Here is a 23,982-nt window from a genome sequence, read left to right on the forward strand (position 1 = left end):
GGGAGCGGGGAGAGGACCGGGGCCCGGGAGAGGACCGCCGCGGCCGGACGGGTCCGCCTGCGCCATGGCACGGTCTCCGCTCGTCGGCCCGGCGGCCGTGCCGGAGCCGGCCGGCCACCGGAGGGCTGATCATCACAGAAGCATCACGGTGGTAAGAATCATCACCATATGGTCGGTTTGTCCGACTCGCCTTCCCGATTGCCCCGAACGGCCACCCGGCCACCGCCGCCCGGCCCGCGTTGTCAGTGCCACCCGGCACCATGGGGGGATGGCGACCGAGCACCCGACCCCGCCCCCGGCCGACCCGCTGGCCGGCTTCGCCCCGGCCACCCGGGCCTGGTTCACGGGCGCCTTCTCCGCGCCGACCGCCGCCCAGGCCGAGGCCTGGCACGCCATCGGCCGGGACACCGACGTGCTCGTGGTCGCCCCCACCGGCTCCGGCAAGACCCTCGCGGCCTTCCTGTCCGCGCTGGACCGGCTCAGCAGCACCCCGCCCCCGGCCGAGCCGGGCCGCCGCTGCCGGGTCCTCTACATCTCCCCGCTCAAGGCCCTCGCGGTGGACGTCGAGCGCAACCTCCGCGCACCGCTGGCCGGCCTGCGCCAGGCCGCCGTCCGGCTCGGCCTGCCCGAGCCGGAGGTCCAGGTGGGCATCCGCTCCGGCGACACCCCCGCCGCCGACCGCCGGCGCTTCGCCACCCACCCGCCGGACATCCTGATCACCACCCCCGAATCGCTCTTCCTGCTGCTCACCTCCGCCGCCCGGGAGGCCCTGCGCGGCGTGGACACGGTGATCCTGGACGAGGTGCACGCCGTGGCCGGCACCAAGCGCGGCGCCCACCTCGCCCTCTCCCTGGAACGGCTGGACGAGCTGCTCGACCGCCCGGCCCGCCGGATCGGCCTGTCCGCCACCGTCCGCCCGGTCGAGGAGGTCGCCCGCTTCCTCAGCCCCGGGCGCGGCGCCGAGGTGGTCCAGCCGCCCGCCGCCAAGGAGTTCGACCTCTCCGTGGTGGTCCCCGTCCCGGACCTCGACGACCTGCCCGCCGCCCCCTCGACCGGCGCCGCCGGTGCCGAGGACCCGCAGCGGAAAGCCTCGATCTGGCCGCACGTCGAGGAGCGGATCGTCGACCTCGTCCAGGCCCACCGCTCGACCATCGTCTTCGCCAACTCCCGCCGCCTCGCCGAGCGGCTCTGCAACCGGCTGAACGAGATCGCCCTGGAGCGGGCCGGCGGTACCCCGCCGCCGGAGGCGCACGCCCCCGCCCTGCTGATGGGCGGCTCCGGCGCCGCCCGCGGCGCCCCGCCGGTGATCGCCCGGGCCCACCACGGCTCGGTCTCCAAGGAGCAGCGCGCCCTGGTCGAGGAGGAGCTCAAGGCCGGGCGGCTGCCCGCCGTGGTCGCCACCTCCAGCCTGGAGCTCGGCATCGACATGGGCGCCGTCGAGCTGGTGGTCCAGGTCGAGTCCCCGCCCTCGGTCGCCTCCGGCCTGCAGCGGGTCGGGCGGGCCGGCCACCAGGTCGGCGCCGTCTCCACCGGCGTCGTCTTCCCCAAGTACCGGGGCGACCTCGTCCAGTCCGCCGTGGTCACCGAGCGGATGCGGGCCGGCCGGATCGAGGCGCTGCGCATCCCGCGCAACCCGCTCGACGTCCTCGCGCAGCAGCTGGTCGCGATGACCGGGATGGACACCTGGCAGGTCGACGACCTGCTCACGCTGGTCCGCCGGGCCGCACCGTTCGCGACCCTGCCGCAGTCCGCCTTCGACGCGGTGCTCGACATGCTGGCCGGCCGCTACCCCTCCGACGCCTTCGCCGAGCTGCGCCCCCGCCTGGTCTGGGACCGGGTGGCCGGCACGGTCACCGGCCGCCCCGGCGCCCAGCGGCTCGCCGTCACCTCCGGCGGCACCATCCCCGACCGGGGCCTGTTCGGCGTCTTCATCGCCGGCACCGACGACCGGAAGGGCGCCGGCGGGCGCCGGGTCGGCGAGCTGGACGAGGAGATGGTCTACGAGTCCCGGGTCGGCGACGTCTTCACCCTCGGCACCACCTCCTGGCGGATCGAGGACATCACCCACGACAAGGTGCTGGTCACCCCGGCCCCCGGGATCCCCGGCCGGCTGCCGTTCTGGAAGGGCGACACCCTCGGCCGCCCGCTCGAACTCGGCCGCGCCCTCGGCGCCTTCACCCGCGAACTCGGCGCACTCGACCCGGCGGCCGCCACCGAGCGGCTGAAGCGGGCCGGCCTGGACGACTGGGCCGCCGCCAACCTGCTCGACTACCTCACCGAGCAGCGCACCGCCTGCGGCCACCTCCCCGACGACCGCACCATCGTGGTCGAGCGCTTCCGCGACGAGCTGGGGGACTGGCGGATCGTCGTCCACTCCCCGTTCGGCGCCCAGGTGCACGCCCCGTGGGCGCTCGCCCTGGCCGCCCGGCTGCGCGAGAAGCACGGTCTCGACCCGCAGGTCATGCACGCGGACGACGGCATCGTGCTCCGGCTGCCCGACGCCGACCTGCTCTCGCCCGACTTCGACTTCGGCGGCCCCGCCACCGCCGCGGGCACCGCCACCGGACCGGTCTCCGACGACGCCCCGGTCGGCGCCGACGCCGCCCTGTTCGACCCGCAGGAGATCGAGCAGTTGGTCACCGACCAGGTCGGCGGCTCCGCCCTGTTCGCCTCCCGCTTCCGCGAGTGCGCCGGCCGCGCCCTGCTGCTCCCCCGTCGCAACCCCGGCAAGCGCACCCCGCTCTGGCAGCAGCGCCGGCGCGCCGCCCAGCTGCTGGAGGTCGCCGCCGAGTACGGCTCCTTCCCGATCGTCCTGGAGGCCGTCCGCGAGTGCCTCCAGGACGTCTTCGACGTCCCCGGCCTGGTCGAGCTGATGGGCGACCTCGAGTCCCGGGCCGTCCGCCTGGTCGAGGTCACCACCCCCGAGCCCTCCCCGTTCGCCCGCTCACTGCTCTTCGGCTACGTCGCGCAGTTCCTCTACGAGGGCGACTCCCCGCTCGCCGAGCGCCGCGCCGCCGCCCTCTCGCTCGACTCCCGGCTGCTGTCCGAACTCCTCGGCCAGGCCGAGCTGCGGGAGCTGCTCGACCCGGACGTCCTCGCCGAGCTGGAGGCCGAGCTCCAGCGGCTCACCCCGGAGCGCCGGATCAAGGACGCCGAGGGGGTCGCCGACGCGCTGCGCCTGCTCGGCCCGCTCAGCGAGGCCGAGCTGACCGACCGCGGCGCCGAACCGCTCCTGGCCCTCGAACTCGAGGCCGCCCGCCGGGTGATCCAGGTCCGGATCGCCGGCGAGCTGCGCTGGGCCGCCGTCGAGGACGCCGGCCGGCTGCGCGACGCCCTCGGCACCCCGCTCCCGGTCGGCGTCCCGGAGGCCTTCACCGAACCGGTCAAGGACCCGCTCGGCGACCTGCTCGCCCGGCACGCCCGCACCCACGGCCCGTTCACCGCCGCCGAGGCCGCCGCCCGCTTCGGCCTCGGCACCGCCGTGGTCACCGGCACCCTGCACCGGCTCACCGCCACCGGCCGCCTGGTCCAGGGCGAGTTCCGCCCGCCCGGCACCCACCGCCCCGGTCCGGAAGCTCCGCACGCCGCCCCCGCCGAGGGGCACCCCGGCGCGGTCGAGTGGTGCGACGCCGAGGTGCTGCGCCGACTGCGCCGCCGTTCGCTGGCGGCCCTGCGCCAGGAGGTCGAACCCGTCCCGCCCCGCGCGCTGGCCGCCTTCCTGCCGCAGTGGCAGCACCTGGCCGGCCACCGGCTGCGCGGACCGGACGGCCTGCTCCGGGTGGTCGAGCAGCTCCAGGGGGCCGCCCTGCCCGCCTCGGCGCTGGAGAAGCTGATCCTCCCGGCCCGGCTGAGCGACTACTCCCCCGGCCTGCTCGACGAGCTGACGGCGGCCGGCGAGGTCGGCTGGGCCGGCGCGGGCGCGCTCCCCGGCAAGGACGGCTGGATCAGCCTGCACCTGGCCGAGAACGCCCAGCTGCTGCGGCCCGAGCCGGTCCCGCCCACCGTCACCCCGGTCCACACCGCCCTGCTGGAGGCACTGGCCGGCGGCTACGGGCTGTTCTTCCGCCAACTGGTCGCCCACCTCCCGGAGACACCCGAGCCCGAGATCGTCGAGGCCCTGTGGGACCTCGTCTGGGCCGGCTACGTCAGCAACGACACCCTGGCCCCGCTGCGGGCCCTGCTCGGATCCGGGCGAACGGCCGGAGCCACCGCGCACCGGGCACCCCGGGCCACCCCGCGCGGCCGCTACGGCGGTGCCGGCCGGGCCCACGGCCGGCTCGGCGGAGCCCTGCGCAGCGGCCCGCCGACGGTGGGCGGCCGCTGGTCGCTGCTGCCCCCGTTCACCACCGACCCCACCCTCCGGGCCACCGCCCAGGCCCAGGGCCTGCTGGACCGGCACGGTCTGCTCACCCGGGGCACGGTGGTCGCGGAGCGGGTCCCGGGCGGCTTCGCCGGGGTCTACCGGGTGCTCGCCGCCATGGAGGAGCGCGGCCGGGCCCGCCGGGGCTACTTCGTCGAGGGGCTGGGCGGCGCCCAGTTCGCCATGGAGGGCGCCGCCGACCGGCTGCGCTCGGTCAACGGACGGCTGGAGCGGGCCCGGGGCGCGGAGTGGCCGGCCGCCCCCGCCGCCGAGCCCCCGCAGGCCCTGGTCCTGGCCGCCGCCGATCCGGCCAACGCCTACGGGGCCGCGCTGCCGTGGCCCGAGCCGCCCACCGGGGCGGCCGAGACCGCGGGCAAGGCGCACCGGCCCGGCCGGAAGGCCGGCGCCCTGGTGGTCCTGGTCGACGGCGAGCTGTGCCTGTACGTCGAGCGCGGCGGCAAGTCCCTGCTGGCCTGGCCGGAGGACGCTGCGACACTCGCCGCCGCGGCGGCCGCGCTGGCCGGGGCGGCCCGGGCCGGGGCGCTGGGCAGCGTGACCGTCGAACGGGCCAACGGCGAGCCCGCCCTCGGCTCGGCGCTCGGTGCCGCCCTGGAGGAGGCGGGCTTCCACCCCACCCCGCGCGGTCTGCGGCTGCGCCCCTGAGCGCGGCACCGACGGTGTCGGCGGCGCCGACGCGTCGACGGGCCGACGGCTTCGGCGGCGTCGGCGGCGTCGGCCCGTCGACGCAAGGGGACCGGAAAGCACCCGGAAGCGGCCGAAAAGCACCCGCCGCGGGAGCAGCGGCCCGCCGCGCGCCGGTCCACCGGGCCTCTGCGGACACAGAACGAGGGCCGCGGGACGTCGACGTCCCGCGGCCCTCGTCCGCGCTCTGTTCACCGGGTCTCACCGGATCTCGCCGGGTCTCACCCGGCCGGGCCCGACCTCGTCCGGTCCCACCCGATCGGAGACTCGGCCTCCGCTGGTCCGACCGGCTCAGCCGTCCGGCGCCGCGAGGGGCCGGTGGACCACCGGTCGGCGTGGACCGGGATCAGCCCGAGGCCCCAGCCTCCGGCCGCCAGCAGCCCCAGCATCGCCCCGTCGGGCAGCCGCCCGACGCCCGCCGACAGCCACCAGCCGGACCCGACGGCCAGGACCGTCAGGAGGGCCAGCACCGCCGGGAGCCGCCGTGACCGCGCCCACCGGAGCCGTATTCGGGCTCCGGCACGCATCGCCGCCGCATTCCGCACGACCGCCTCCTTCGCTCGACCCGGGCCGCAGACGGCCCGCTCCGAGGCCGGGTCAGGCGGCGACCACGTCCATCGCGGCGGCCTTGGGCGACATGTTCGCCCGGTCGGCACCGGGGGCCGGCAGCGGCACCGGTTCGAGCACCGGCCTCAGCAGTTCACCTTCGGAGAGGGTGGCCATCGCCGCAAGTTCGGCGAGCGACAGTTCGTCGCTGACCTCGCGCATGACCTCGGACATCCGGACGTCGAGTGCGTCGCAGATGGCGGAGAGCAGCTCCGAGGAGGCCTCCTTCTGTCCCCGCTCGACCTCGGAGAGGTATCCGAGCGAAACCCTGGCGGCCGCCGACACCTCGCGGAGTGTGCGGCCCTGGCGCTGGCGCTGCCGACGCAGTACATCGCCCAGTAGGCGACGGAGCAGGATCATCGGTGCCTCCCTCCTCGGACTGCGGATCGAGATGTCACGCCCCCACCGTACCGCCTTGCCCGCTTCGCGTGCGGGGACCATGGTCGTGTTCACTCTGGGCTGCAAGGCTGTCCCCTCCCCTGTTTCGGTGTCGCGCCCGGGCCGATGGGCACCCCGTCGTACCCTCCGGGCGGCACCGGGTCACCGCCGCGCCACTCGTTCGCCACCTGGTTTCTGCCCAACCAGGGCCTCCGATGTAACACGATCCTGCAGTTGTCCGATGCCCGCACGCCAGTTCGCCGGATCCCGGTTCGGTGGAGATCCTGCGAGCGGCCGGCGGCGAGGGCCGGGCCGGGGATGGTGCGTGGACGGTCGGAGGCACGGTGACGACGGTGCGGACGATGCTCAGTGCGTGGGCGTACCGGACAGGAGCCGCCCGGCGAGCAGCTCCAGAGCGGCGGTCACCGCCCTGTGACGGATTGTGGCACGCTCCCCCGACAACCGTGGCGAACTGACCAGACTTCCCCCCGGGCCGGCCACCGCGAGGTGTACCGTGCCGACCGGCTGCCCGTCCTGGGGGTCAGGGCCGGCCACTCCGGTGGTCGCGATCCCGTAGGTGGCGCCGAGCAGCTTCCGCACGCCTTCGGCCATCTGCCGGGCCACCACCGGGTGGACCGGGCCGTGGACCGCCAGCAGTCCCTCGTCGACCCCGAGCACCGTGGCCTTCAGCTCGGTCGCGTACGCGGTCACCGAGCCCCGGAAGGTCGCGGAGGCCCCCGGGACGTCCACCAGCGCGGCCGCCAGCAGTCCGCCGGTCAGCGACTCCGCGACGGCCACCGTGCCGCCCTCCGCCCGCAGCCCGGCGTGCACCCGCTCGGCCAGTCCGAAATCGACCGGCCCGAAGTCGACCGGCCCGTCAACGACCGGCCTGTCACCCACCGCACCGGAATCGACCGCACCGGCTCCGCCGCTCATCCCGACGTCCCTCCCTCGCGTTCCCCCGGGCCCACCCCGGAGTACCCGTCATTGTGGGCCCGGGGGGCCGTCGGGGGGCCGCTTCGCCCCGGGTTTCACCCGGTCGTGCGCCGCGCGGCCAGACCCTCCCGGCGGAGCCGCAGTGCCTGCCCCACGTAGTCCAGCGCGGTGCCGACGGTCAGCAGGACCGCGACCCCCATCAGCAGTGCCCTGGCGGTGGCCAGCCAGCCGTCCAGCTCCAGCACGTACATGCCGACCGCGATGCCCTGGGTGAGCGTCTTGATCTTGCCGCCCCGGCTGGCGGGGATCACGCCGAAGCGGATCACCCAGAACCGCATCAGCGTGATGCCGAGCTCGCGGGCCAGGATCACCACGGTGATCCACCAGGGAAGGTCCCCCAGCACCGAGAGCCCGATCAGCGCCGCGCCCATGATCGTCTTGTCCGCGATCGGATCGGCGATCTTGCCGAAGTCGGTGACCAGGCCCTTGCGCCGGGCCAGCTCGCCGTCGAAGAGATCGGTGATCATCGCGACCGCGAAGGAGGCCCAGGCCACCGAGCGCCACTTGGGGTCGTGCCCGCCGTCGGCGAACAGCAGGGCGACGAAGACCGGGACCAGCAGCAGCCGGACCATGGTCAGCATGTTCGCGATGTTCCAGATCCCCGGCGCCGGCGGCGCCACGGCCGCCGGTCTGCCCGGGTGGGCCGCGGCCGGGGCGCCTGGCCCCTGGGTCATTCCCCGGCTCCGGGCGCCCGGCGGACCCGCACCTGCTCCAGCGCCTCGGCGACCAGGTCGACGCCCTCGCTGGCGACCACCCGGGCCCGGTAGAACTGCCCGACCTCGGCGTCCTCGACCCCGAGCAGGGTGGTGAGACCGTCCGTCTCGGGGGCCTGGTGGGCGGCACGGCCCTCGACCACGTCCCCGTCGACCGACTCGACCAGCACCTCGACCTCGGTGCCGATCCGCTGCTCGGCGCGCTGGGCGGTCATCTCCTCGGCGAGCCGGGTGAGCCGGTTGAGCCGGTCGGCGACCACGTCCTCCGGCAGCTTGCCGTCGTAGCCGGCCGCCTCGGTGCCCTCCTCGTCGGAGTAGCCGAAGACGCCGATCGCATCCAGCCCGGCGTGGGTCACGAAGCGCTCCAGCTCGGCGAAGTCCGCCTCGGTCTCGCCGGGGAAGCCGACGATGAAGTTGGAGCGGGCACCGGCCTGCGGGGCCTTGCCGCGGATGGAGCCGAGCAGCTCGAGGAACTGGTCGGTGGAGCCGAAGCGCCGCATCCGCCGCAGCACGGCCGGCGCGGAGTGCTGGAACGACAGGTCGAAGTAGGGCACCACGTCCGCGGTGCCGGTCATGGCGTCGATCAGCCCGGGGCGCATCTCGGCCGGCTGGAGGTAGGACACCCGGACCCGCTCCACCCCCTCGACCGAGGCGACCTCGCCGAGCAGCGTCTCCAGCAGTCGGATGTCGCCGAGGTCCTTGCCGTACGAGGTGTTGTTCTCGCTGACCAGGACGACCTCGCGGACGCCCTCCCCGGCGAGCCACTGGGCCTCGTGCAGCACGTCCGAGGGGCGGCGGGAGATGAACGAGCCCCGGAAGGCCGGGATGGCGCAGAACGAGCAGCGCCGGTCGCAGCCGGAGGCGAGCTTGACGGAGGCGACCGGGTTGTCGTCCAGGCGCTTGCGCAGGGTGCGCGGCCCGGAGGCGGGCGCGAGGCCCTCCGGCAGGTCCTCGGGGGCACCGTGACCGGGCAGGGCCACCTCGGTGGCGGCGGCCTGGCGCTCGACGGGGCTCAGCGGGAGCAGCTTGCGGCGGTCGCGCGGCAGGTGCGGGGCGTGGTGGCCGCCGGACAGGATGGTCTGCAGACGGTCGGAGATGTCCGAGTAGTCGTCGAAGCCGAGCACACCGTCGGCCTCGGGCAGCGCGTCGGCCAGCTCCTTGCCGTAGCGCTCGGCCATGCAGCCGACCGCGACGACCGCCTGGGTGCGGCCGTGACCCTTGAGGTCGTTGGCCTCCAGGAGGGCGTCGACGGAGTCCTTCTTGGCGGCCTCGACGAAGCCACAGGTGTTGACGACGGCGACGTCGGCTTCGGCTGCGTCGTCCACGAGCAACCAGCCGTCGGCCTCCAGTCGCCCGGCGAGTTCCTCGGAGTCCACCTCGTTGCGGGCGCATCCGAGCGTGACAAGGGCGACAGTACGGCGATCAGGCATAGGGCCAAGATTAACGCGCGGCCGCCGAAGCCGTTCGCCCCGGAGGCCACGCGTTGGCTCCGGCCGGGTTCCCGACCGGTCGGACGCCCCTCGTCATCAGCCCGCCTGCGGGTCGCCGGGGGTGTACGTGACGTGCACCACCTGGCCGTTCTTGCCCGCCGGACCGAGGTCCTTGCCGTTGACGTACACGTGCACGGCGCCGGCGTTGCCGATCACCAGCTTGATCTGCTTGGGGTCGGTGAAGGTCTGGTCCTGACCTTCGGCGATGTTGTTCTGGAACAGCGACTTCCCGGTGCCGTCCACCGCCGAGACCCAGCTGGTGTCCTTCTCGGCGACCAGCTTCACGGTGACCTTGTCGGCCGGGACGGCGGCGATCGCGGCGGCGCTGGGCGCCGGCGCGGGCGGCTGGACCGTCGGGGTGGGCGCCGGGGCCACCGGGGCGACCGAACCGGTGCCGGAGCCCGAGGGCAGCGGGGCGCTGGCGGAGCCGGTGGTGCCGACGCCGGACTTGCCGCTCACCAGGTTGAAGCCGATCACCCCGACGACCGCGACGATGGCGGCGACCATGGCCGCCGTCCAGTTCGGGCGGCCACGGCCGGGGACCTTGATCGGACCGCTCTCGATCAGCTCGGTGGGCCGCTTGGAGGCCGGGGAGCCGCCGTGCGCGGCGTCGTAGCGGGCCACCAGGGCCTCGCCGTCGACGCGGACCAGCTGGGCGATCGCGCGGATGTGGCCGCGGGCGTAGAAGTCACCACCACAGCGACCGAAGTCGTCCTCCTCGATGGCGTGCACGATCGGCACCCGCACGCGGGTGGCACTGCTCACCTGATCCACCGTGAGCCCGGCGTCGATCCGGGCGGCGGACAGCACCCGGCCGATGCTCGGCGCATCGGCCGCCTGTTCCGCGGTGCCGGAGGGCAGCGCGGACGACGGGGCGTTCTCGCGGTCGGGGGACTTGCCGATGGTCACGGTGCACGCCTTTCGAGCGGTTGGCCACCTGCTGGGGAACAGTCTAGGGGCGCGAGCGGATCGTTTCTCAAGCGGAACAGGCCCGAATGCGTCCGCCCGCCCCGGCCGGGGGCCGGGCGTGCACTGACTGTCCGTCGGTGCGCGGGCCGCCGTCCCCGGGGCCCGCGCACCGGGGCGGCGCATCGTCCGTTGCCCGTGGGACGCCGTCCGCACCCGATCGGTTCCGCACCCGCCGCCTACCCCGGTCCGAACGGGTGAACACTCCTCCGGGCCCCGGCGCGACGCCCTCCGGCCGCCGCGGCGCCTCAGCCGCGGATGGCGACGATCACCCCGTCCAGCTCGTCCGGCTGCACCAGCACGTCGCGGGCCTTGGAGCCCTCGCTGGGCCCGACGATGCCGCGCGACTCCATCAGGTCCATCAGCCGGCCCGCCTTCGCGAAGCCGACCCGCAGCTTGCGCTGCAGCATCGAGGTGGAGCCGAACTGGGTGGAGACGACCAGCTCGGCCGCCTGGATCAGCAGCTCCAGGTCGTCGCCGATCTCCTCGTCGATCTCCTTCTTCGGGCCGCCGCCGACCGTCACGTCCGCGCGGTAGGCGACCGCGGACTGCTCCTTGCAGTGCTTCACCACCGCGGCGATCTCGGCCTCGGTGACGAACGCGCCCTGCATCCGGATCGGCTTGCTCGCCCCCATCGGGAGGAACAGCGCGTCGCCCTTGCCGATCAGCTTCTCCGCGCCGGGCTGGTCCAGGATGACCCGGGAGTCGGCCATCGCCGAGGTGGCGAAGGCCAGCCGGGACGGCACATTGGCCTTGATCAGACCGGTGACCACGTCCACCGAGGGACGCTGGGTGGCCAGCACCAGGTGGATGCCGGCCGCGCGGGCGAGCTGGGTGATCCGGACCACCGAGTCCTCGACGTCGCGCGGCGCGACCATCATCAGGTCCGCCAGCTCGTCGACGATCACCAGCAGGTACGGGTACGGGGTCAGCTCGCGCTCGCTGCCGAGCGGCGGCGTGACGGTGCCGGCCCGGACCGCCGCGTTGAAGTCGTCCACGTGGCGGAAACCGAACGCGGCGAGGTCGTCGTAGCGCAGGTCCATCTCGCGGACCACCCACTGGAGGGCCTCGGCGGCCTTCTTCGGGTTGGTGATGATCGGCGTGACGAGGTGCGGGATGCCCTCGTAGGCGGTCAGCTCGACCCGCTTGGGGTCGACCAGCACCATCCGCACCTCGTCCGGAGTGGCCCGGGCGAGGATCGAGGTGATCAGGCAGTTGATGCAGGACGACTTGCCCGCGCCGGTCGCACCGGCCACCAGGATGTGCGGCATCTTGGCGAGGTTGGCCATCACGGTGTGGCCCTCGACGTCCTTGCCCATGCCGACGACCATCGGGTGGGCGTCCTCGGCGGCGGTGCGCGAGCGCAGCAGGTCGCCGAGGTTGACCATCTCCCGGTCCCGGTTGGGGATCTCGATGCCGACCGCGGACTTGCCCGGGATCGGGCTGATGATCCGCACGTCCGGGCTGGCCACCGCGTAGGCGATGTTCTTGGCCAGCGCGGTGATCCGCTCGACCTTGACGGCCGGGCCGAGCTCGACCTCGTAGCGGGTGACCGTCGGGCCGCGGGTGAAGCCGGTCACCCTGGCGTCCACCTTGAACTCGCCGAAGGTCCCGGCGAGCTGGGCCACCACCTCGTCGTTGAGGGCGCTGCGGGCCTTGGCCGGACCGCCGCGCTCCAGCAGGTCGAGCGGGGGCAGCGCGTAGCCGGGGCCCTCGCCCTCGTCGAGCCTGAGCTGCTCCATCCGGACGGGTGCCGGGCCGTGCTCCTCGGGGGCGCCGGGGCCGGCACCGCCGGTCCTGGCGGCCGGGACGGCGGGCTCCTCCGGCGGTGCGGTGCGGTCCTGCACCTGGTGCATCATGTCCGCCACCGCCGAGGAGGCGGGCACCCCGTAGACCAGTGCGCCGTCCAGGTCGGCGGCGGCGCCGGCGGCGATGTCCCGGGTGGCGTACGGGTCCAGGGCCTCCTTGGAGAACATGTCCGGCTCGTCGGCGGGCGCCTCGGCCGGATCCGGCCTGCGCCTGCGGCGGCGCCGGCGGGCGGCCACCTCGTCCGTCGGATCGTCACCGTCGGTGTCCACGGTGAAGGGCAGGGCCGAGGGGTCGGCGTCCTCCGGCGGCTCGTGCGAGAGCTCGCGCTCCGGCGTGCGCCCCTCCGTCCCGGTGTCCTGCGCGGCGGCCTCGACCACGCCGAGCCGGACGCCGGCCGCGCGGATCCGCTCCGGGATCCGGTTCACCGGGGTGGCGGTGGTGACCAGCAGTCCGAAGAAGGCGAGCAGCAGGAGCAGGGGCACCGCGAGGGCCGGCCCGGCGGCGGCCATCATCGGGGTGGACGCGGCCCAGCCGATGATCCCGCCGGCGGTCCTTATCCGGGTCGCGCCACTGCCCATCACGGGCGCGCCGCAGCCGATGTGGACCAGGCCGAGCACCCCGACCAGCAGGGTGCTCAGGCCGATCATGATCCGCCCGTTGGCCTCCGGCAGCTCGGGGTGGCGCAGCAGCCGGACCGCCACCGCGGCCAGCAGGAAGGGAACCAGCACGTCGAGCCGGCCGAACAGGCCGGAGACCACATTGGTGGCCGCCTCGCCCAGCCAGCCCTGCGGGCTGAACCAGGTACCGGCGGCGGTCACCAGGGCCAGCGCGAACAGCAGCAGGCCGATGCCGTCCTTGCGGTGCGCCGGGTCGAGGTTCTTCGCGCCGTCGCCGAAGCCGCGGAAGACCGCGCCGACGCCGTGCGCCGCGCCGAGCCAGACGGCGCGCACGGCCCGGAAGAGTATCGGCCGGGGCGGGGGCGGCGGCGGGGCCTGCTTGGCCGCCGCCTTCTTCGCCGGGGCCGCCTTCTTGGCGGCCGCCTTCTTCGCGGGCGGCTTGGCCGGAGCCTTCGCCGCGGCCTTCTTGGACGGTCCCGGACTCGGGTTGCGTGCCGCGCTTCCGGGCGTGCGTGTGGCCATGGGTCAGCAGCCTACCGGGGCAGGCGAGCTGTGCCCATGTCGTCCGTCCGGGGTGCCCGGACGTGTCGCCGACACACCGTCACGCCGGTCGTGTTCACCCGGACGGGCGAGCGCCGACGGGCCGGTCGGCCGCCTCCGGGCCTGGGCCCGGCGGGCCTCAGTCGGTACCGGGGCGCAGCGCGTCCAGCGCCCGCCGCAGCCCGGTCAGCTTGCGCTCCAGGTGCGCCGCGGTGGCCGCCACTCCGCCGTCCTCGGTGCCGTCCAGCTGCTTGGTCAGCGACTCGGCCTGCTCCTCGACGGCGGCCAGCCGGGCCGACAGCTCGCCGAGCAGCGCTCCGCCGATGGCGGGCTCGGCGCCGGTCGCCTCCAGCTGCAGCCGCAGCAGCGCGGCCTGCTCCTTCAGCTGGCAGTTCTTCATGTAGAGATCGACGAAGACCGAGACCTTGGCGCGCAGCACCCAGGGGTCGAAGGGCTTCGAGATGTAGTCGACCGCGCCGGCCGCGTAACCGCGGAAGGTGTGGTGCGGCCCGTGGTTGATCGCGGTCAGGAAGATGATCGGGATGTCCCGGGTGCGCTCGCGGCGCTTGATGTGGGCGGCGGTCTCGAAACCGTCCATGCCCGGCATCTGGACGTCCAGCAGGATCACCGCGAAATCGTCGGTGAGCAGCGCCTTGAGCGCCTCCTCGCCGGAGGCGGCCCGTACCAGCGTCTGGTCCAGCGCCGAGAGGATCGCCTCCAGTGCCAGGAGGTTCTCCGGCCGGTCGTCGACCAGGAGGATCTTCGCCTTCTGCATTACGACGCGCCCTCCTGTCGCCTGCCTACCTGGGGAAGGCACCCGCGTACTGCCCACCACTACCCCGGTCATGCTAGCCGCACCCCCTCGCCCGGCACATCGCTCCGTCGCGTCCGGATCCGGAGCGGTGCGCAGCCAGTGCACCGGCGTACGCTCACCAGCGAGTCGTCACTCGGTCACTGTTCGCAACGATCGGTGACCCTACCCGGTTCCCGACCCTCCCCGCCAGCAAACCGCCCACCCACCGGCGTGAACCCCGGAGCGTACTCCGGGATTCACGCCCCCGCCATTCGAACGGGCCGAACTCGGCCGCCGCCGGGGCGCGGTGGGCCCCGGACACCCGGCGGTCAGGACTTCCGGAGGGTGAGCCACTCGTGCATCACCGACAGCAGGTGGTCGGTCTCCACCGGCTTGGTGATGTGGTCGGTGGCGCCGGCCGCCAGGGACTTCTCCTTGTCGCCCTTCATCGCCTTGGCGGTCAGCGCGATGATCGGCAGACCGGCGAACTGGGGCATCCGCCGGATCGCCTCGGTGGTCGCGTAGCCGTCCATCTCCGGCATCATGATGTCCATCAGGACCAGCGCCACGTTCTCGTGCTGCTCCAGCATCTCGATGCCCTCACGGCCGTTCTCCGCGTACAGCACGGTCAGGCCGTGCTGCTCCAGCACGCTGGTGAGGGCGAACACGTTGCGCACGTCGTCGTCGACGATCAGCACCTGCTCGCCGTCGAACCGGATGTCGCCGCGCCCGGCGGGCCGGACCGCCTGGGAGGTCTCCGCGGCGCGACCCTCGGCCGGACGCCCCTCGGCCGGCCGGAGGCCGCCGGGCCGGGCCGGGGCGGACCGGCCCCCGGCGGACGGCACCTCCGGGGCCGCGCCGCGGCGGCGCTCGACCGCGCCCCGGCGGCGGACCTCGACCAGCTCGCGCACCTCCTGGGCCCAGTGCTCGGCCGGGTTCTCCCCCACCGGCACCGGCGTCCCGACCGGGGTCACCCCGACCGAGGCGCGCAGCGCGGGCAGGCCCGGCCCCTGGCCTCCGGCGCCCGGGGCCTCGGTGCGCAGCGGCAGGTAGAGGGTGAAGGTCGAGCCCTTGCCCAGTTCGCTCTCGGCGTGGATCTCGCCGCCGAGCAGCCGGGCGATCTCCCGGCTGATCGACAGCCCGAGGCCGGTGCCGCCGTACTTGCGGCTGGTGGTGCCGTCGGCCTGCCGGAACGGCTCGAAGATCTCCCGCAGCTTGTCGCCCGGGATGCCGATCCCGGTGTCCGACACGGTGAAGGCGATCAGCGGGTCGTCCGGGCCCTCGATCGCGCCCGCCTCGAGCAGCTGCTCGCGCACGTGCTGCGGCACGCCCCCGCCCGCCGGGCTGATCGAGAAGTCCACGGCCCCGGTGTCGGTGAACTTCACCGCGTTGGAGATGAGGTTGCGCAGCACCTGCTGGAGCCGCTGCTCGTCGGTGTGCAGGGTGACCGGCAGGGCCGGCGAGACCCGCACCTCGAACTCCAGGTTCTTGTCCAGCGCCACCGGCTGGAAGGTCGCCTCGACGTAGTCGACCAGCTGGACCAGGGCGATCCGGGCCGGCCGGACGTCCATCTTGCCCGCCTCCACCTTGGACAGGTCGAGGATGTCGTTGATCAGCTGGAGCAGGTCGGACCCGGCGCCGTGGATGGTGTCGGCGAACTCGACCTGCTTGGGCGAGAGGTTGCCCTCGTTGTTGTCGGATAGCAGCTTGGCCAGGATCAGCAGCGAGTTCAGCGGGGTGCGCAGCTCGTGCGACATGTTGGCGAGGAACTCGCTCTTGTACCGGGAGGCCAGCGCGAGCTGTTCGGCGCGCTCCTCCAGGACCTGCCGCGCCTCCTCGATCTCGCTGTTCTTGATCTCGATGTCGCGGTTCTGCTGCGCGAGTTGCTCGGCCTTCTCCTGCAACTCCTCGTTGGTGCGCTCCAGTTCCTCCTGGCGCGCCTCCAACTCCGCCGAACGCATCGAGAGTTCCGCGGTCAGCCGCTGGGACTCCAGCAGCAGGCCCTCGGTCTTGGTGTTGACGCTGATGGTGTTGACGGTGACGCCGATGAGGTCGGCGATCTGGTTCAGGAAGTCCAGCGCGACGGTGGTGAAGGAGCTGAAGGTGGCCAGCTCGATCACCCCCAGCAGCCGGCCCTCGAACAGCACCGGCAGCACCACGATGTGGGCCGGCGAGGCCTCGCCCAGACCGGAGGCGATCTTCAGGTACCCGGGCGGCGCCTCCTTGAGGATGATCGCCCGCTTCTCCACCGCGGCCTGGCCGATCAGCGACTCACCGGGGTGGAAGGTGGTCGGCATCGCCCGGCGCTGGTAGCCGTAGCTGCCGATCAGCCGCAGCACGGTGTCGTTCTCGTCGTCGTCCTCGGTGATCAGCTCGGCGGTGCGGCCGGCCGGCTGGGCGAGGAAGAAGGCGCCGTGCTGGGCCGAGACCACCGGGGTGAGCTCGGTCATGATCAGCGAGGCCACCGCCTCCAGATCGCGCCGGCCCTGGAGCAGACCGGAGATCCGGGCCAGATTGGTCTTCAGCCAGTCCTGCTCCTGGTTGGTGCGAGTGGTCTCGCGCAGGTTGGCGATCATCTGGTTGATGTTGTCCTTGAGCTCGTCGAGCTCGCCGGCGGCGTCCACGTCGATCCGCAGCGACAGGTCGCCCCGGGTCACCGCGGTGGCGACCTGCGCGATCGCGCGCACCTGCCGGGTGAGGTTGTTCGCCAGCTCGTTGACGGACTCGGTGAGGTCCTGCCAGGTGCCGTCCACCCCAGGGACCCTGGCCTGGCCACCGAGCCGCCCGTCGGTACCCACCTCGCGGGCCACCCGGGTGACCTCGTCGGCGAACGCCGACAGCTGGTCCACCATGGTGTTGATGCTGGTCTTGAGCTCCAGGATCTCGCCGCGCGCGTCGACGTCGATCTTCTGCGACAGGTCGCCCTTGGCCACCGCGGTGATCACCAGCGCGATGTTCCGCACCTGACCGGTCAGGTTGTTCGCCATCAGGTTGACGTTGTCGGTCAGGTCCTTCCAGATGCCGGCCACGCCCGGCACCCCCGCCTGGCCGCCCAGGATGCCGTCGGTGCCCACCTCGCGGGCCACCCGGGTGACCTCCACCGCGAAGGCGGACAACTGGTCGACCATCGTGTTGAGCGTCCCGGCCAGCGCCGCGACCTCGCCCTGCGCCTCGATGGTGATCTTCTTGGAGAGGTCCCCGGAGGCCACCGCCGTCGCCACCTCGGCGATGTTCCGCACCTGGCTGGTGAGGTTCGAGGCCATGAAGTTGACGTTGTCGGTCAGGTCCTTCCAGATGCCCGACACCCCGCGCACCCTGGCCTGACCGCCGAGGTTGCCCTCGGTGCCCACCTCGCGCGCCACCCGGGTCACCTCGTCGGCGAACGCCGACAACTGGTCCACCATGGTGTTCACGGTGGTGACCAGCTCCAGGATCTCGCCCCGGGCGTCGACGGTGATCTTCTTCGAGACGTCCCCGCGGGCCACCGCGGTGGTCACCTCGGCGATGTTGCGGACCTGGCTGGTCAGGTTGTTGGCCATCAGGTTGACGCTGTTGGTGAGGTCCTTCCAGGTACCGGACACCCCCGGCACACTCGCCTGACCGCCGAGGATCCCCTCGGTGCCGACGTCCCGGGCCACCCTGGTCACCTCGTCCGCGAAGGCGGACAGCTGGTCCACCATCGTGTTGATGGTGTTCTTCAGCTCCAGGATCTCCCCGCGGGCGTCCACCTGGATCTTCTGCGACAGGTCGCCCCGGGCGACGGCCGTGGTCACCTGGGCGATGTTCCGCACCTGGTCGGTGAGGTTGTTCGCCATGAAGTTGACGTTGTCGGTGAGGTCCCGCCAGACCCCGGCCGCCCACGGCACCTGCGCCTGACCGCCGAGCCGCCCCTCGGTACCCACCTGGCGGGCCACCCGGGTCACCTGCTCGGCGAAGCCCGACAGCTGGTCCACCATCGTGTTGATGGTGTTCTTCAGCTCCAGGATCTCCCCGCGGGCGTCCACCTCGATCTTCTGCGACAGGTCGCCGCGCGCCACCGCCGTGGTCACCTGGGCGATGCTGCGGACCTGACCCGTCAGGTTGTCCGCCATGAAGTTCACCGAATCGGTGAGGTCCCGCCAGACCCCGGCGACACCCGGCACCTGCGCCTGGCCGCCCAGCCGGCCCTCGGTACCCACGTCCCGGGCCACCCTGGTCACCTGGGCCGCGAAGCCGTTCAGCTGGTCCACCATCGTGTTGACGGTGTTCTTCAGCTCCAGCATCTCGCCGGCCACCTCGACCGTCACCTTGCGGGAGAGGTCGCCCTTGGCCACCGCGGTGGTCACCTGCGCGATGTTGCGCACCTGCGCGGTCAGCCGCCCGGCCATGGTGTTGACCGAGTCCGCGAGGTCCTTCCAGCTGCCGGAGACGCTGCGCACCTTCGCCTGGCCGCCCAGCTTGCCCTCGGTGCCCACCTCGCGGGCCACCCGGGTCACCTCGTCGGTGAACTCCGACAGCTGGTCCACCAGCCCGTTGACGGTGCGGCCGATCTTCAGGTACTCGCCGCGCAGCGGGTGGCTCACCCCGTTGCTGTGCAGCGAGCGCAGCTCCATCTTCTGGTCCAGGTCGCCCTCGGCGATCGAGCTCAGCACCCGGCCCACCTCGGCCATCGGCCGCGCCAGGTCGTCGATCAGGGCGTTGCAGTTGTCGACCGCCGCCATCCAGGCGCCCTCGCCGGCCCCGGTCTCCAGCCGCTCGTTCAGCCGGCCCTCGCGGCCCACCGCGCGGCGCACCCGGGCCAGCTCGCCCGTCAGGTGCTGGTTGCGCTCCGCCACCTCGTTGAACACCGCGGCGATCTCCGCCAGCGGTCCGTCCCCGGGCACCGTCAGCCGGCGCCGGAAGTTTCCGTCCCGCATCGCCGTCAGCGCGGCCAGCAGCTTGCGCAGCTCGGCCGGCTCGGCGCCGCGGTTGTGGTTGGCACGTCGGCCGGCCGCGCTCCGCGGCGCGGCCCCGGACCGCCCGCCACGCTGAGCGGGCGGCGTCGTACCGGTTGCGTCCTTGGTGGCCGAACTCAACGGGCCCCTCCCAGATCGTGAACTGTCCGGGCCCCCGCGGCCGCGCCCCGCCGGGGCCCGCCGCCGGGAACCGTCCCGGTGTACGTCCCGGCGGGCCCCTCGGGTCCACCGGAACCCGCGACGACCGTACTGCTCCGAACGGACATCGCGGACCCCCCAGTCTGGCAGCACTCGCGCCCGGTACAAGACCGGTTGCGCTCGGTTGGTACCGGCCCGGTCCCAAACAGGTGGGCAGAATCACCCTCCGGTGCCTGTTTCGGCGCCCCGCCCCCACGGGGAACCAAGCGGAAAGTAGGGTGGAGCGCTGCACCGGGCCACCGACCCGCCCCAGCGTCGCCGCCACCCGCCGGCACGCACCGGGAGTCGAGGCCGCACCCCCGGGCAGTCAGGGCCAGAGCAGAGGAGACGTGGCAACGTGGTCACCGCGCGCGCAGCCGCCACCTTCGAACCCGTGGGCCGGTCGGCCTCCGCCGCCCGCGCCTTCGTGCGGGACGCGCTGCTGGGCTGGGGCCTGCCCGAGGTCGTCGACGACGCCGTGGTCCTGGTCAGCGAACTCGTCACCAACGCCGTCGTGCACGCCGGCACCGCCGCCGAGGTCTGCTGCCTGCGCGAGGACGGCACGGTCCGGATCGAGGTCACCGACCACCACCCCGAACGCGGCCTGCCCACCTTCGCCGACGTACCGACCACCGCCTCCGACCACTACGCCGACGCCGACGGCGAGGGCGGCCGCGGACTGCTGATGTGCGCCGCCCTCGCCGAACGCTGGGGCGTCGAGTACGGCTCCGGCCGCAAGACCGTCTGGTTCCGGCTCGCGCTGCCCGCGCACACCGCCGGCACCCGCTACGCGCTGCCCGCCACTCCCGGCGGCGAACTGCCCCGCAGCAGCGGCCCGGTGCACGTCGCCGTCGTCCAGCTCGACGACGACGGCCGGGTGCTCGCCTGGAACCCCGACGCCGAGGCGCTCTTCCAGCACCCCGCCGACACCGTGCTCGGCCGCCCCTGGGCCGACCTCGCCGTCTGGCCGCAGCCCGCCGAGGCCGGTCTCGGCCTCGCCGCCACCCTGCGGCTCGCCCGCTGGGAGGGCGGCTACGCGCTGCGCCGCGCCGACGGCACCACCACCGACGTCTACGGCGTCCAGGTCCGCCTGCGCGACACCGACGGCACCCCGTCCACGCTCTGCCTGCTGGTCCTCGACGACGAGCGCGCCGTCCTGCGCTCCCCCGCCCGGGCCCTGCCCGGCGACCGCGCCGAAGCGGCGCCCCGGCTCGACCTGCTGGCCGGACTCGGCAGCGGCGAGGACCTCGACACCCTGCTGCAGCACACCGTCGAACGCGCCCGCGACCTGCTCGACGCCGACGCCGCCTACCTGCTGCTCACCACCGAGGACGAGACCGAGTTCGAGCTCCGCGCCACCACCGGCCTGCCCTCCGCGGTCCGACCGCACACCCGCTTCCCGGTCGACACCGGCAACCGCTACGACTCGCCCCGCCTGCCCTCCGTCCACGAGGACCTCGCCACCCGGCCCACCGGCCCGAGCGTCCTGGACGACAGCGCGCTGCGCTCCCTGCTCACCGTCCCGCTCAAGGTCGAGGGCCGCCTGATCGGCTCGCTCGGCATCGCCACCGCCGCCCCCGGCCGCTACGACAACGAGGACGCGCTGCGGCTGCAGTCCGCCGCCGACCGGCTCGCGCTCGCCGTCGAGTCCACCCGCCTCACCGAGCTCGAACGGCTGCGCCGCGGCTCGCTGTCCTTCCTGGTCGAGGCCTCCGACCTGCTGGCCGGCACCCTCGAACACGAGCAGACGCTGGCCCTGATGGCGCAGATGGCCGTCCCCACCCTCGCCTCCTGGTGCGCCGTCTACACCAACGGCGACCACGGCGCCCCCGCCTCGCTGGCCTTCGTCCTGCACGAGGACGAGGACCGGATCGACCCGCTGCGCGCCCTGCTCGACAAGACCACCGTCCCGGACACCGGCCCCACCCACGGCGCCCGCTTCTGGGCCGGCCCCACCGAGACCGCCGACGGCAGCGGCTTCGCCGACGAGCCCGGCCTCGGCGGCCTCCTCGGCGAGACCGTCGTCCTGCCGCTGACCGCCCGCAACCGGGTGATCGGCCTGCTCGCCCTCGGCACCCCCGCCGGCGTCCGGTTCCGTCAGGAGGTCCTGGAACTCGCCGAGGACCTCTCCCGCCGGGCCGCCCTCGCCCTGGACAACTCCCGGCTCTACTCCGAGCGCACCGCCACCAGCCAGGCCCTGCAGCGCAGCCTGCTGCCGCCGGACCTGCCCGACATCCCGGGCGTCGAGGTGGACGTCTACTACCAGGCCGCGGGCGAGGGCAACGAGGTCGGCGGCGACTTCTACGACCTCTTCCCGATCCGCGAGGGCACCTACGGCTTCGCCATCGGCGACGTCTGCGGCACCGGTCCCGAGGCCGCCTCGGTGACCGGCCTCGCCCGGCACTCGCTGCGGCTGCTCGCCCGCGAGGGCCTGGACGCGCCACAGGTCCTCAGCAGGCTCAACACCGCCATCCTGGACGAGGGTTCGCGCAGCCGCTTCCTCACCCTGCTCTACGGCGAACTGACCCCCCGCCCCGACGGCAGCACCGAGCTCTCCATGGTCTGCGCCGGCCATCCGCTGCCCCTGCGGCTGCGCACCGACGGCCGGGTCGACCGCGCCGCCACCCCGCAGCCGCTGCTCGGCGTCATGGACGAGCTCGACCTCACCGCGGAGCACCTGGTGCTCCACCCCGGCGAGGTCCTGCTCTGCGTCACCGACGGCGTCACCGAACGCCGCGAGGGCCGGCGGATGCTGGGCGACGACGGTCTCGCCGAGGTGCTCACCGGCTGTACCGGCCTCACCGCCGGGGCGGTCGCGCTGCGCGTGCAGCGGGCGGTCGAACGCTTCGCCCCCGAGCCGCCGTCCGACGACATGGCCATCCTCACCCTGCGGGTGCCCACCCAGCGGACCGGCTGAGCCCGACCCCGCACCGGGGCCGTCGCACCGGGACCGTCGGACCGGCCCTGTCCGCCCGGCTGTCGCAGCCTGAACGATCCGCGACGGGCCGGCGACACAAAATGTGCGATTCACAAGGGTACAAGCCCGCTCACCGTGGGTACACCGATCTCACCGGGGAATCCCCCGGAGGGGACGTGACCAGCGGCTCTCTCGCTGGCCCAGCTTTCTGACCGCAGCCGTCGCACGCTCCAGCCGTGCGCGCCCGGCGCGGTCGCGCGCCTTCACCTCATCGAAACTCACCCGCGTTCACTGCGCCCTCGCGCGCGCCCATGAGTGAAAGGAGCCTCCGGTGAGCAATGAAGCTACCGGGGCACTGAACGCCCGCTCCACCGGCGCCGACGCGGGTAACCTCGGTTACCTCGCGCTCGGCCTGACCCTCCTCGCCTACGGCGTTCTCTCGACCGGCCTGTTCAGCGGCACAGCCGCGGCGAACTCGGCCCATCTCGCCCACATCCTCGGCGGCATCACCCTGTTCGTCGCCGGACTCTGGCAGCTCCGCGGCGGCGAAGGCTTCACCGGGACGGCTTTCACCAGCCTCGGTGCCTTCTGGGCCACCTGGTCCACCGCCTCCGGTGCCGGCAAGAACGCGGCCGGCCTGTTCCTGCTGCTGTGGGCCCTGCTCGCACTCACCCTGACCGCGGCCAGTTGGAACGCAGGACTGTTCAGCCGCGCGATCTACGGCCTGCTGACGGTCTCGCTGTTCCTCTCCGCGATCGCCACCTTCAACACCTCCGGCGGCCTCGCCAAGGCGGCCGGCTGGATCGCCGCGGCCTCCGGGCTGGCGGCCTGGTACTGGGCCACCGCGTCGCTGACCAACAGCGCGTGGGGCCGTGACGCCCTGCCGGTCAAGTAACGGCGGGTGCACCGGTGGGCCGGACCCTCCCCCCACGGGGCCCGGCCCACTGGCATGCCGCGCGTCCGCTCAGCCGCGGGCGCCCACCCTGTCCCGTCCTGCTTCCGACCGGACGTCCGCCGCGGCCCGCGCCCGCCACCGCGCGTAGCCGCTCTGTGCCGCGTACGCCAGCAGCAGGATCGCCACCGCGACCAGGCCGTCCGCCCAGAAGTGGTTGGCCGTCACCACCACGACCGCGACGGTCAGCACCGGGTGCAGCACCGTCAACCACCGCAGCGGGCTCCGCGAGACCCGCACCACCGCGACCGCCACCAGCACGCACCACGCCACATGGACGGACGGCATCGCCGACAGCTGCGCGGCCTGCACCAGCCCGCCGACCCCACCGCCGTAGACGGACTGCCCGTACTCCGCCGCGACGTCGACGAACCCCTTCTCCGGCAGCATCCGGGGCGGCGCCACCGGGATGAACTGGACGGCCAGGCAGACCGCCGTCGTGATCACCACCGTGGTCCGCACCCAGGCGTACCGCTCCCGGTGTCTGAGGAAGACCCAGACCAGCACCGCGATCATCACGGTGAAGTGCATGGACGCGTAGTAGTAGTTCGCCAGCTTCACCAGCACCGGGTACGGCGTCACCGCGGCCTGCCAGGAGGCCTCGTCGGGCAGTCCGACCGCCAGCTCGGTTCCGTGGATCCAGCGGGCCCGGTCCAGGGCGTGTTCGGTGCTCATCAGCGAGAGGCGCCCGACCAGCTGCCAGAGCGCGAACAGCGCGAGCAGGGTGCCGGCCTCCCGCAGGACCGTCGAGACACCGGGCCGCCGCACCCGGGCCGCCACGTACGAGCCCCCGTAGAGCACGGCCGCGGTACCCCCGGCGGACTGCCAGGTAAGCGTCAGGTTCTGCAACGGTTCGTGCCTCTCCACCGAGCTCGGACGTGGTGGGGAGACGTTAACGCAAAAAGACCCCCTCCTGAACCGGAGGGGGTCTTTTTGGAATGATTGTTCGGCGGCGTCCTACTCTCCCACAGGGTCCCCCCTGCAGTACCATCGGCGCTGTGAGGCTTAGCTTCCGGGTTCGGAATGTAACCG

General features: G+C 73.6%; 13 protein-coding genes and 1 rRNA gene. 3 read left to right on the top strand and 11 right to left on the bottom strand.

Annotated elements, in window-relative coordinates; translation table 11 throughout:
- Positions 1-268 precede the first annotated feature (268 nt).
- Complete coding sequence (locus ACIPYS_RS25990) at positions 269-5,023, top strand: DEAD/DEAH box helicase (protein ID WP_400750075.1); 4,755 nt, start codon at positions 269-271, stop codon at positions 5,021-5,023.
- Positions 5,024-5,283: 260 nt separating this feature from the next.
- Here ACIPYS_RS25990 and ACIPYS_RS25995 read toward each other — a convergent pair whose 3' ends face one another.
- The 9 genes from ACIPYS_RS25995 to ACIPYS_RS26035 all read right to left on the bottom strand — a co-directional run bounded on the left by ACIPYS_RS25995 (position 5,284) and on the right by ACIPYS_RS26035 (position 19,024).
- Complete coding sequence (locus ACIPYS_RS25995; RefSeq protein ID WP_093860303.1) at positions 5,284-5,532, bottom strand: hypothetical protein; 249 nt, start codon at positions 5,530-5,532, stop codon at positions 5,284-5,286.
- A gap of 127 nt (positions 5,533-5,659) precedes the next feature.
- Positions 5,660-6,028, bottom strand: a complete 369-nt coding sequence (locus tag ACIPYS_RS26000; protein WP_045940221.1) for a helix-turn-helix domain-containing protein — start codon at positions 6,026-6,028, stop codon at positions 5,660-5,662.
- 384 nt (positions 6,029-6,412) lie between these two features.
- Complete coding sequence (locus ACIPYS_RS26005; protein WP_400750080.1) at positions 6,413-6,982, bottom strand: CinA family protein; 570 nt, start codon at positions 6,980-6,982, stop codon at positions 6,413-6,415.
- Positions 6,983-7,077: 95 nt separating this feature from the next.
- Positions 7,078-7,716: a CDP-diacylglycerol--glycerol-3-phosphate 3-phosphatidyltransferase gene (gene pgsA, locus ACIPYS_RS26010; protein WP_093860305.1), complete on the bottom strand. Its 639-nt coding sequence runs from the start codon at positions 7,714-7,716 to the stop codon at positions 7,078-7,080.
- Complete coding sequence (gene rimO, locus ACIPYS_RS26015) at positions 7,713-9,185, bottom strand: 30S ribosomal protein S12 methylthiotransferase RimO (RefSeq protein ID WP_093860306.1); 1,473 nt, start codon at positions 9,183-9,185, stop codon at positions 7,713-7,715. The genes pgsA and rimO overlap by 4 nt, the downstream gene beginning before the upstream one ends.
- 96 nt (positions 9,186-9,281) lie before the next feature.
- Positions 9,282-10,154, bottom strand: coding sequence for a RodZ domain-containing protein (locus tag ACIPYS_RS26020; RefSeq protein WP_093860307.1), 873 nt, complete (start codon positions 10,152-10,154; stop codon positions 9,282-9,284).
- Between the two features lie 305 nt (positions 10,155-10,459).
- The gene (locus ACIPYS_RS26025; RefSeq protein ID WP_400750085.1) at positions 10,460-13,159 is read right to left on the bottom strand and encodes a DNA translocase FtsK; all 2,700 of its coding nucleotides are present in this window, start codon (positions 13,157-13,159) and stop codon (positions 10,460-10,462) included.
- 157 nt (positions 13,160-13,316) lie between these two features.
- Complete coding sequence (locus tag ACIPYS_RS26030; RefSeq protein ID WP_030396687.1) at positions 13,317-13,952, bottom strand: response regulator; 636 nt, start codon at positions 13,950-13,952, stop codon at positions 13,317-13,319.
- Between the two features lie 347 nt (positions 13,953-14,299).
- Positions 14,300-19,024: a HAMP domain-containing protein gene (locus ACIPYS_RS26035; protein WP_400750090.1), complete on the bottom strand. Its 4,725-nt coding sequence runs from the start codon at positions 19,022-19,024 to the stop codon at positions 14,300-14,302.
- A 415-nt stretch (positions 19,025-19,439) separates the two neighbouring features.
- Here ACIPYS_RS26035 and ACIPYS_RS26040 point away from each other — a divergent pair, with 415 nt between their 5' ends.
- Together ACIPYS_RS26040 and ACIPYS_RS26045 are read left to right on the top strand one after the other, a co-directional pair.
- The gene (locus tag ACIPYS_RS26040) at positions 19,440-21,998 is read left to right on the top strand and encodes a SpoIIE family protein phosphatase (protein ID WP_400750093.1); all 2,559 of its coding nucleotides are present in this window, start codon (positions 19,440-19,442) and stop codon (positions 21,996-21,998) included.
- Positions 21,999-22,329: 331 nt separating this feature from the next.
- On the top strand, positions 22,330-22,893 hold the full coding sequence (locus ACIPYS_RS26045) for an acetate uptake transporter (RefSeq protein WP_079008255.1): 564 nt from the start codon (positions 22,330-22,332) through the stop codon (positions 22,891-22,893).
- Between the two features lie 69 nt (positions 22,894-22,962).
- Here ACIPYS_RS26045 and ACIPYS_RS26050 read toward each other — a convergent pair whose 3' ends face one another.
- Both ACIPYS_RS26050 and rrf read right to left on the bottom strand, forming a co-directional pair.
- Positions 22,963-23,799: a phosphatase PAP2 family protein gene (locus tag ACIPYS_RS26050; protein WP_400750097.1), complete on the bottom strand. Its 837-nt coding sequence runs from the start codon at positions 23,797-23,799 to the stop codon at positions 22,963-22,965.
- Between the two features lie 95 nt (positions 23,800-23,894).
- Positions 23,895-23,982 (bottom strand): 5S ribosomal RNA (rrf, locus tag ACIPYS_RS26055); the annotation flags it as partial.

Source organism: Kitasatospora sp. NPDC089913, assembly GCF_044748625.1.
Lineage (GTDB): Bacteria > Actinomycetota > Actinomycetes > Streptomycetales > Streptomycetaceae > Kitasatospora.

Coding starts and splice junctions, on each gene's coding strand:
- ACIPYS_RS25990 (WP_400750075.1), top strand. CDS start 269: ATGGCGACCGAGCACCCGACCCCGCCCCCGGCCGACCCGCTGGCCGGC.
- ACIPYS_RS26000 (WP_045940221.1), bottom strand. CDS start 6,028: ATGATCCTGCTCCGTCGCCTACTGGGCGATGTACTGCGTCGGCAGCGC.
- ACIPYS_RS26005 (WP_400750080.1), bottom strand. CDS start 6,982: ATGAGCGGCGGAGCCGGTGCGGTCGATTCCGGTGCGGTGGGTGACAGG.
- pgsA (WP_093860305.1), bottom strand. CDS start 7,716: ATGACCCAGGGGCCAGGCGCCCCGGCCGCGGCCCACCCGGGCAGACCG.
- rimO (WP_093860306.1), bottom strand. CDS start 9,185: ATGCCTGATCGCCGTACTGTCGCCCTTGTCACGCTCGGATGCGCCCGC.
- ACIPYS_RS26025 (WP_400750085.1), bottom strand. CDS start 13,159: ATGGCCACACGCACGCCCGGAAGCGCGGCACGCAACCCGAGTCCGGGA.
- ACIPYS_RS26030 (WP_030396687.1), bottom strand. CDS start 13,952: ATGCAGAAGGCGAAGATCCTCCTGGTCGACGACCGGCCGGAGAACCTC.